At 71.1% G+C, this 9,323-nt stretch carries 7 protein-coding genes; 1 reads left to right on the top strand and 6 read right to left on the bottom strand.

The genetic code is table 11. The features are described 5' to 3' along the window. Nucleotides 1-71: 71 nt before the first annotated feature. Nucleotides 72-1,427, top strand: a complete 1,356-nt coding sequence (locus ACX114_RS18135) for a GON domain-containing protein (protein WP_459299391.1) — start codon at nucleotides 72-74, stop codon at nucleotides 1,425-1,427. 10 nt (nucleotides 1,428-1,437) lie between these two features. On the opposite strand, the gene ACX114_RS18130 is transcribed toward ACX114_RS18135, so the two are convergent. From ACX114_RS18130 to ACX114_RS18105, 6 genes are all read right to left on the bottom strand, one after another. Continuing rightward, a complete protein-coding gene (locus ACX114_RS18130; protein ID WP_459299389.1) occupies nucleotides 1,438-2,262 on the bottom strand; it encodes a GNAT family N-acetyltransferase in 825 nt (274 codons plus the stop codon). Nucleotides 2,263-2,335: 73 nt separating this feature from the next. Beyond that, on the bottom strand, nucleotides 2,336-3,046 hold the full coding sequence (locus tag ACX114_RS18125) for a hypothetical protein (protein WP_459299387.1): 711 nt from the start codon (nucleotides 3,044-3,046) through the stop codon (nucleotides 2,336-2,338). Then, nucleotides 3,043-4,986: a serine/threonine-protein kinase gene (locus ACX114_RS18120; RefSeq protein ID WP_459299385.1), complete on the bottom strand. Its 1,944-nt coding sequence runs from the start codon at nucleotides 4,984-4,986 to the stop codon at nucleotides 3,043-3,045. Before ACX114_RS18120 ends, ACX114_RS18125 begins: the two co-directional genes overlap by 4 nt. Nucleotides 4,987-5,604: 618 nt before the next feature. After that, nucleotides 5,605-7,329 carry a sigma 54-interacting transcriptional regulator gene (locus ACX114_RS18115; RefSeq protein WP_459299383.1) on the bottom strand — a complete coding sequence of 575 codons (1,725 nt, stop codon included), beginning with the start codon at nucleotides 7,327-7,329 and terminating at the stop codon, nucleotides 5,605-5,607. Then, nucleotides 7,329-7,997 carry a carbonic anhydrase gene (locus tag ACX114_RS18110; protein WP_459299381.1) on the bottom strand — a complete coding sequence of 223 codons (669 nt, stop codon included), beginning with the start codon at nucleotides 7,995-7,997 and terminating at the stop codon, nucleotides 7,329-7,331. The genes ACX114_RS18115 and ACX114_RS18110 overlap by 1 nt, the downstream gene beginning before the upstream one ends. 26 nt (nucleotides 7,998-8,023) lie before the next feature. Beyond that, nucleotides 8,024-9,262 carry an NAD(P)/FAD-dependent oxidoreductase gene (locus ACX114_RS18105; protein WP_459299379.1) on the bottom strand — a complete coding sequence of 413 codons (1,239 nt, stop codon included), beginning with the start codon at nucleotides 9,260-9,262 and terminating at the stop codon, nucleotides 8,024-8,026. Nucleotides 9,263-9,323: the final 61 nt, after the last annotated feature.

The raw sequence follows: 9,323 nt of genomic DNA, 5'->3' as shown, positions 1-9,323 counted from the left end.
GGCCCTGGCGGCTCGCGTGGCCCCGACCTTGCGATGGGAGGGCCCCGCAACCGCTCACAGGAGCCCCACCCATGAACGTCCAGAAGCCTTCCGCCATCCCCCACCTCCCGCGCCGCGCGCGGACCCTGACCTGGAGCCTCCTGGCGCTCGCCGCCGCCGGCTGTGGCGCCAGCGACAGCGGCAGCACCAGTCCCAGCACCCTGGCGGAGCACCCCCAGCCCCTCACCGCGCGGCCGTCCCGCTGCCTGGAGATCCGCGCCGCCCAGCCTGGGGCGCCGGACGGCGACTACGTGCTGTACGTGGCGGGTGACACCAGCGCGTCCTGGACCGCGTACTGCCACGACATGGCCGGCACGCCCACCGAGTACCTCACGCTCACTCGCACGGGCGCCGACTCCAACTTCTCGCAGTACACGGCCGGCGGCGCCTCCCCCGGCACCGACGTGCGCACCCACTTCACCCGGCTGCGCATCGACCCGGTGACCCTGCGCGTGGACACGGCGGACCAGACGTTCGCCTCCTCCACGGGAGAGCTGACGCACTCGCCGGAGACCGTCACCGCGATGACCTATGGCGTGGCCATGGCGTGCGGCGGCGGCCAGGGCCAGGGCAACGTCGACCTGCGGGGCACCCCGTTCACGGTGGCGGCGGAGTCGTTCGGCGTGGGCGGCGCGAACGCGACCGGCGCCGCCATCTCCAGCGAGGACGCCCAGGTCGTCACGCTGTCCGGTGACGGCCTCTGCGGCTGGGTGGGTCCGCAGGGCAGCTACAACCCCTTCAACCAGCATGGCGGCCTGCTCCAGCTCCACTACCGCGGCGGGGACCGCCCCGCGACCTGTCAGGAGCTCCAGGCGGCCCGCCCCGGTGCGCCGGACGGCGAGTACGCGCTGTTCGTGAACAAGGACCCGCTGAAGCGCTGGACGGCCTGGTGCCAGGACATGGCCGGCACGCCCAGGGAGTACCTCCCCCTGGTGCACACGGAGGAGGGCGCCAACTACTCGCAGTACACGGCGGGAGGGAACTCGCCCGGCACCGACGTGCGGACCCGGTACACGCGCGTCAGGCTGAACCCCGTCACCCTCGCCGTGGACACCGGAGACCAGACCTTCGCGACGTCCAGCGGCTCCCTCAAGCACGTAGACAAGGAGCCTGTGACAGCCATGACCTACGCGGCGGCCATGGGGTGCAGCCGCACGGGCCTGGCCAACGTGGACCTGCGAGGCACGCCGTTCTCCGTGCCCACCGGCGGCATCGGCCGGGCCGGCCCCTCGAGCGAGTCCTCGTGGTGGGCCTTCCATGACAACAACCAGGTGGTGGAGATGCGCGGCTACGGCGGCTGCGGCTGGGTGGGCCCGCAGGGCAGCTACAACCCCTTCAACCAGAACGGTGCCCTGCTGCCCCTGGCGTACACCCTGCCGCAGCCGTAGCCGCGCCCACTCAGGGTGACGGCACCAGCCCCGCGCCGGGCTTCACCAGCACGGCGCGGGAGTAGGCCATCAAGAAGCCCATCCGCATGGAGTTGCGCTCCGTGGGGATGCCGGGCGAGGACATGATGGCCGCCAGGTCGCTGCCCTTCTCCAGCCCCCGCGCCAGGCGCGCGGCGATGAGCGCCTGCTGCACGCCGCGCCGCCGGAACGCCGGCAGCACGGACGTGCCGAACAGGGACGTGAGCCCGTCGCTCACCTCGCAGGCCCCGCCTCCCGCCGGCACGCCATCAATCCACGCCAGATACGAGTCCGTGCTGGGATGGCGTGCTGCCTTCAGGCCCATCTCCCAGAAGATCTCCGGCATCGACTCGCCTTCCGGCACGAAGCCGCTGCCGGCGACCTCCACGTACCTGCGCACCGCCGCGTCGTCGGACGGATCCACCCGCTCGATGCGCAGCCCGGCGGGAACTCCCTGCGTCAGCCGCGACAGGTCCTCTCCCGCCCGCAGCGGCCGGTACAGCACCGTCTCGAACTCGCGCAGCACGAAGCCCCGGTCCGCCAGCCCCTTCAACAGGGACTGGGGCGCGAAGGGGCTCAGCTCCGCCTTGGGCTCCACGCCGCGCGACACGAAGAAGTCCACCAGCGCGTCCAGCTCCGCGTCCGTGACGTCCCGCTCGAAGCCATAGCCGGACGACTTGTTGATGTAGGAACCCACGCCGCCGAACGCCATCCAGCCGTCCGCGAGCGGCGCGGAGGCCGTTGAAAGCGCCACCGCGGAGGTGGCCTGCTTGTGTTCGAACCGCCGGGCGATCTCCACCAGGTTCACGTCGTTCATCCGCCCCATTTACACCGGAGCGGGCCGCCGAGTCAGTGCGTGAAGGCGTTCCCCAGCCCGTCGTCCGGGCTCCTCACGGGGGTGGCGGGGGCGAGGACAGCAGGCCGTCCAGCACGCCGTAGGCGTAGAGCGCCGCGAAGGCGTAGGCCCCCACGAGATAGGAGACGTTGAAGGCCCGGGCCGTGGGCGCGTCCTGGGCCGAGTAGCGGCCGTCCGAGCCGCGCAGGGACAGGGCCACGCCCAGGGAGACGGCGGACACGGCGAACGTCGTGCCCTGCCCCACCGCGAGCACCTTCCCCTTGGAGCGCTGGCCGTGCACGAAGTGGCCCACGCCGAACGGCACCAGGTACCAGCCCTGAGAGGCCGGCCGGGATTCGACGAGGACGGGAGCGGCGGTGGAGGCCGCGGGCCCGGGCAGGAGCGCGGGTGGCCGGAGCCGGGCGGCGCGCGAGGCGATGCGGTCGTGTCGCTGCGCGCGCACCCGTTCGACGAAGGCGATGAAGTCCGGCGGATACACCAGGGGGTCCAGCTTCGCGCCGGAGTCGAGCGCGAGTCCTTCCACGGTCTCATGCTCCGCGCGGAGCAGGTCCTCCTGGGCGTGGAGCGTCGCCGCGAGCAGCAGATGGGCTTCGGCTGCTTCTTGGGGATGGGAGAGCCGTGAGGGCTGAAGCAGGGCCTCCAGCGCGGCCCGGGCGCGAGGCAGGTCGCCGGACTGGTAGGCCTCGCGGGCGGGTCCCAGCGGGGAGGACGCCGTGAGCAGCAGGGCGACGATGGCGGTCTTCATTGCGCGGCCCCCAGCACGACCGTGGTGCGGGACCCCGCCACCGCGTCGAGCGATTGCCTCAGCACGTTGCCGCCCGGATCGCGGGCGGACAGGAGGTGTCTCCCGTGAGAGAGCTTCAAGGGGTCGCGCAGCGGCGCCACGCCGACCTCCACACCGTCGACGAAGACGCGGGACGCCACGGGCGCGACGATGGTGACCTCCGCGTCGCGCACGCGGAGGGCGACTTCGCGCGAGACGGCTGTGCCGGCAGTCACTTCGAGCACCTCCTCGACGGGCTCACACAGGGGGTTGGCGAAGCGGAGACGGTGCGAGCCGGGAGACAGCCGCAGCTCGCGCAGCCTCGGCGTGTAGCCCCGGCTCTGGCCGTCGACGAACACCTCGGCCCAGGGACGTGTCGTCACGGTGAGCGTCGCGAAGTCCTGGGCGTCCGGCACGCGCACGGGCACGTCATCGCCGGTGGATACCGGGGACGAGGGCCGTCGCGAAGAGTCTTGAGCGGAGCGAGCGATCGGAGCCGACGCGGCACGAAGCGACCTGCCCGAAGCCTCCGGACGCGCGGTCCTGACCTGCGTCCCAACCGCCGCCTGATTCAAGGAACGCGAAGGCCCTTCCACTGCGGCGGAAGCATCCAACGTTGCGGCCGAGCCATCAGCGGGCGCGGGCGCAGCGGAAACATTCGACGTTGCGGCCGAGGCGCCCAACGTCGCAGGTGTTCCCAGGGCGGTCGCCTGTGGACCAGCGGTCGGCACTGTTGCATCCGAACCCGGTGCCGGCCCTGTGGCCACCGTCGAGGCCCTAGAGCCATGCCATGCCCACATTCCCAACCCGCCCAGCATTCCCGCGAGCGCCACACCCGCCAGGAGCCCGCGCTTGTGTTCCGCCCACGCGCGCCCGGCGAGGCCGTTCTTCGTGGGGCGCGAGCGCAGGAGCGCCAGCACCTCGGGGGCCCCGGGCCGGAGCGCCATCGCGGCGTTGAGACACCGGGCAGCCTGGGCGCCCTGCCCCGCGGCGAGCAGCGCGCGGCCTTCGTCCAACAGCCGCTGGAACCGGTCCTCACGCCAGCGGGCCACGGAGGACTCCGGAGCCTGGAAGAAGGCACGTGACGCTTCGGAGGGAGCACCCACCCACGGCCGCAGCACGGCCTCCAGTTCCCGAGCCAGCGCCCCACCCTCCATGGGCCGGTCTCGCGCATCCCGGGCGAGACACCGCGCGACCAGCGCGGACAGGGACGCAGGCGTGCCTGGCGCGGCCTCCGCCAACAGCGGCGCATCGCGGGTCATCACCGAGACCGCCAGCCGGGCACTGCCCTCCCCCGCATGCGGCGTCGTGCCCACACACAGCTCGAACAACACGACGCCCACCGCGTAGACATCCGACGCCGGGGACCACGCACCGGTGTCGATGCGCTCCGGCGCCATGTACGCCAGCGAGCCGATCACGGCCCCCGTGCTCGTCAGTCGAGCCCGGTCCGCCAGCGCGGCGATGCCGAAGTCCGCGAGCTTCAGCGGCCCTCCCTGCGCCACGAGCACGTTCTCCGGCTTGACGTCCCGGTGCACCACGCCACGCGCATGCGCCGCTTCCAGCGCGCGAGCCAGCTCCCAGCCCAGAAGCGCGACAGCCTCCGGCGGCACGGGAGCCAGGCGCCGCGCCAGCTCACGCAGGTTCTCCCCCTGCACCCATTCACAGACGAGGAACGGGCCGCGCACGGAGTCCTCGCCAAAGTCATGCACCGCCAGGACATTGGGGTGCTGGAGCGAAGCCACCACCTCCGCCTCCTGGCGGAAGCGCTCGGTGAAGCGTGTGTCCAGCCCCGGGTGCAGCACCTTCACCGCCACGCGGCGGGACAGCCGCAGGTCATGGGCGAGGAAGACCGTCGCCATCCCGCCCCGTCCCAACTCCTGCTCCAACTGGTAGCGGCCGGCCAGCAGTTCGCCCGTCATCGCGCGCGCAGTCTAGGAAGCGCGATCCCCGGGCGCAAACGCCAGGGCTGCCTCACTGCTGGCACACGCGAACGGAGGAGCCGGAGATCAGCACGCATCCACCGGGCTTCGCGCCGGGACACTCCGCGTCCGACCGGCAGGTTTGGTGACAGCGCCGTCCCTGTCCCGAGTCGGTGCAGAAGGCGCAGCGGTCGCAGTCCATGGAGGTCTCGCAGGAGTCGCCCAGGTGCTCGGGGGGCAGGCCCTCGCAGGCCTCGACGCACAGGAACTCCGGAGCCGGAGAGCATTCGTAGCCCGTGGGGCAGCCCCGGTCGCAATCGCGTGTACAGCGTCCCTTCACGCAGTACGCGTACGTCGAACAGGCCAGCGAGTCGGGGCAGTGCTCGGTGAGGCGGGGGCCCGGTTCGCATTCCGCGAAGACGTCGGAGCAGCGCTGGTCCTCGGGACACTCCCGGTCCGCGGCGCAGGAGCGCACGCAGTCGTCCCCCAGACAGTCAGCGTCCCCCCCCTCACGCACCTGGATGTCGAGCGGACACCCCGGGCCCACGAGCAGGACTCCCACGAGAAACGAGAACGCGATGCGCATGGTGATCGGCCGCGAGGCTGGAGGAGCCGTCCTCAATCCTCTTCCCCCAGGTATCGGAACACGGAGCGCACGCCGATGCCCAGGGCCCGGGCCGCCTCCTTCTTGCTGCCTCCGCTGCGGGCAATGGCCTCGCGCACGTAGCGCAGCACGAAGGCATCCCGCGCCTCGTCCAGGGGCACCAGCGGCGCCGTGTCCGCGGCCAGGTCCAGGTCCTCCACGCCGATGAGCTCCCCTGACGCCAGGATGGCCGCGCGCCGCACGCGGGATACGAGCTCGCGGACATTGCCCGGGAACGGATGACCACGCAGGGCCTCCGCCGCCTTCTGCGTGAAGCCCCGAGCACGGCCCGCCTCCTGCTTCAGGACATGGTGCGCGATGAGCAACACGTCGTCTCCGCGCTCCCGCAGCGCGGGCACCTCCAGGCGGACCTCGTCCAGGCGGAAGAGCAGGTCCTCGCGAAAGGCGCCCCGGGCAACGAGCGCCTTCAAGGGTTGATGCGTGGCGGCCACGACCCGCATGTCGACCCTGCGGGGACGGTGCTCGCCCAGCCGCGTCACCTCGTGCTCCTGGACCACGCGCAGCAGGCGCGACTGGAGCGACAGCGGCATGTCTCCAATCTCATCCAGGAACAGCGTGCCCCCATCCGCCGCCTCCACCAGCCCCGCGCGGTCGGAGGTCGCGCCGGAGAACGCCCCGCGGACATGACCGAACAGCTCACGCTCGATGAGCGACTCCGGCAGCGCCGCGCAATTGATTGCAACCAACCGTCCGCGCCGGCCGCTCCGCCGGTGAAGCGCGCGAGCCACCTCCTCCTTGCCGGTGCCCGTCTCGCCCTGGATGAGCACGTGCAGGGACGTGGGCCCCAGGCGCTCCACCTGCCGGTAGAGGTTCCGCATGGCCGGGGACTCACCGATGAGCCCTTCGAACGTGGCCGCGGCGATGCGCTGCGTGAGGCTGTCCACCTGGGCGCGCAGCTCCGTCAGCTCCCGCGACGTGGCCAGCAGCAACGCCGCGAGCGACGACAGCGCCATCGCCTCCTCCAACTCACGCGTCGAGAACGGAGGACTGCCCAGGCGCCGTCCCAGGTACACGGCGCACAGTGGCGCGGAGCCCGCGCGAAGCGGCAGCACGAGCGCGGAGGTCAACCGCAACGCCAGCACACTGGGAGCCCCCGCGAGCGCCGCCTCCGCCGCGACATCCGGCACCAGCACCGGAGCCCCCGAGTCCACGACCTGATCCACCAGGCTGTCCACCACCACCGAAGCCGGCACGGAGCCGGTGGCCCCCAGCACCTGCCGCCGCTCCCCCTCCACCGACACGAGGAACCCCACGTCCGCGGACGTGACCTCCGCGATGCCCCGCAGCGCGGCCTCCAGCAGCTCCGACGCAGGCCGCTGCACGAGCAGCCGTGAAGCGAAGTCCGTCAGCACGCCCACCAGGCGAGACGGTGTCGAGGAAGGCTCCACCCGGACCGGTGCCTCCGAAACCGTCAGCGTGAGCGAAGCCCTGCCCACGCTGAAGGACTCGCCCGGCTCCAGCGGTGCCAGGTCCACCCGCTTGCCACGAACCCTGACGTCACAGTCCGCGCTCGCGGCGGACACCGTCCACCCGCGCGAGTCACGGAACACCAGGGCATGGCTGCCCTTCACTCCGGGCGCGGAGAGGACGACATCGCACGCGGGCTCGGAGCCCACGGACACCACCGGCTTCTCCAGCGCGAAGGAACGTCCGTCCGGCAGGGATAGGAAGAAGCGCATCACTCCTTCGTGAGGTCGTAGACCTCCTGGATGTTGTGGAGCGTCTGGACGAAGTCCAGCTTCAGGTCCTGGAGGATGCCGTTGCGAAGGTCGAACACCCACGAGTGCACGATGGGGAAGCCGCGCGTCAGGTAGGACTTCTGCACGGCGGCCGTCTTGATGATGTTGATGCTCTGCTCCAGGACGTTGAGCTCCACCAGCCGTTCGTAGCGCTTCGTCTCGTCCGCGATGCCGTCCAGCTCCTGCTTGTGGAACCGGTACACGTCGCGGATGTTGCGCAGCCAGGGGTTGAGGATGCCCAGGTCCTTGGGCTGCATCGCCGCGCGCACACCGCCGCAGCCGTAGTGGCCGCAGACGATGATGTGCTTCACGTCCAGGTGCCGGACGGCGTAGTTGATGACCGACATCACGTTCAGGTCGACGTTGTTGACCAGGTTGGCGACGTTGCGGTGCACGAACACGTCACCCGGCGGCAACCCCATGATCTGGTTCGCGGGCACGCGGCTGTCCGAACACCCGATGTAGAGGAAGTCCGGCTGCTGCGACACCGACAGCTTGGTGAAGTAGTCCGGATCCGCGCGGAGCTGCTCCTCCGCCCAGAGCTTGTTGTTCTCGAAGATCTTATCGTAGGGAGTCACGGCCAGGACGGTGGCACGGGCGGACCCCACCGTCGAGCGTTCACTTCTTCCAGTGTTCACGCGCGGCCACGAAGCATCCAGTCCCAGTACAGGCGCGGCAGGCCGTACTTCTTGAGCAGCCACAGGTCGCGGCGCTCCACGAAGGTGTTGATGAACGGCAGGCTCGGCGCGGGCTGGCCGTCGTAGTCGAACTCGGCGAGCAGCATCCGCCCGTAGCCCGTCACCAGCGGACAGGACGCATAGCCGTCATACCGCGCCGTGGGCTCGCGCCCGTCCATCACGGCCACCAGGTTCTCCACGAGCACCGGAGCCTCGGCCCGGATGGCGGCCCCCGTGCGAGACGTGGGCAGGTCGCTCGCGTCTCCAATGGCGAAGACGTTCGGATGGTCCGGGTGCTGGAGCGTGTGCTTGTGCGCCTTCACCCAGCCCGCGTTCGGGCCGTCCTGGTGGGCCAGCGCGCTGCGCTTGATGAAGTCCGGCGCGCTCTGCGGCGGCGTGACGTGCAGGAGGTCATACCCCACCGTCACCCACTCCTGCTGCCCGTCGCGCGTCACCGCGAAGAGCGCCTCGCGGCTGTGCGCGCGCACCTCCACCAGGTCGTGGCCGAAGTGCGTCTGGATGCCGTAGCGGTTCACGACGCCCTCCAGCACCCGCGCGAAGGGCTGCACCCCGAAGAGCGCCTTGGCCCCCGAGCCGAAGACGACGCGCGACTTCCCGGTGAGCCCGCTGCGGCGCAGGTGATCCGCCACCAGGTACATGATCTTCTGCGGCGCACCCGCGCACTTCACCGGCGTGGCCGGATGGGTGAACAGGGCCGTGCCGCCCTGGAACCCCCGCACCATCTCCCAAGTCTTCGGCGCGAGCCGGAAGTCGTAGTTGCTGGACACGTAAGGCGTCTTCAGCGCCTCGCGCAGGCCGCGCACCCGGTCCCAGTCCAGCTGGATGCCCGGAGCCACCACCAGGAAGTCATAGGTCAGGCGCGTGCCGCCCCGCGTGAGCACGAGCTGACGGACCGGATCCACCTCCTCCGCCCGGTCCTGGATCCACCGCGTCCCCTTCGGGATGTAGTCCGCCTCCGCCCGCACGGTGCTCGCGATGTCCGCGGCGCCAGCGCCCACCAGCGTCCACAGCGGCTGGTAGAAGTGCTGCGAAGAAGGCTCGAGCACGGCGACGCCCCGCACGCCCTTGCGCCGCAGCCGCGCCGCGACCGTGAGGCCCGCGGTGCCGCCGCCGATGATCAGCACCCGGTGGTGCTCGGAGGCTGACGAAGGCTTGAGGGATGGGAGAGCGTTCATGTGAGCAGGCCGCGAGCCTGCCCACGACCACCTCACCGCGCCAGCTGCCCTGCGATGCGAA

It is taken from the genome of Corallococcus sp. M7, from assembly GCF_054512695.1.
Note: the sequence above shows the minus strand (reverse complement) of the source record. Positions and strands in the feature narration are given on the sequence as shown.

What these genes read in the sequence shown, in the direction of transcription:
- ACX114_RS18130 (WP_459299389.1), bottom strand. Translation starts at nt 2,262, where the DNA reads ATGAACGACGTGAACCTGGTGGAGATCGCCCGGCGGTTCGAACACAAG.
- ACX114_RS18125 (WP_459299387.1), bottom strand. Translation starts at nt 3,046, where the DNA reads ATGAAGACCGCCATCGTCGCCCTGCTGCTCACGGCGTCCTCCCCGCTG.
- ACX114_RS18120 (WP_459299385.1), bottom strand. Translation starts at nt 4,986, where the DNA reads ATGACGGGCGAACTGCTGGCCGGCCGCTACCAGTTGGAGCAGGAGTTG.
- ACX114_RS18135 (WP_459299391.1), top strand. Translation starts at nt 72, where the DNA reads ATGAACGTCCAGAAGCCTTCCGCCATCCCCCACCTCCCGCGCCGCGCG.
- ACX114_RS18115 (WP_459299383.1), bottom strand. Translation starts at nt 7,329, where the DNA reads ATGCGCTTCTTCCTATCCCTGCCGGACGGACGTTCCTTCGCGCTGGAG.
- ACX114_RS18105 (WP_459299379.1), bottom strand. Translation starts at nt 9,262, where the DNA reads ATGAACGCTCTCCCATCCCTCAAGCCTTCGTCAGCCTCCGAGCACCAC.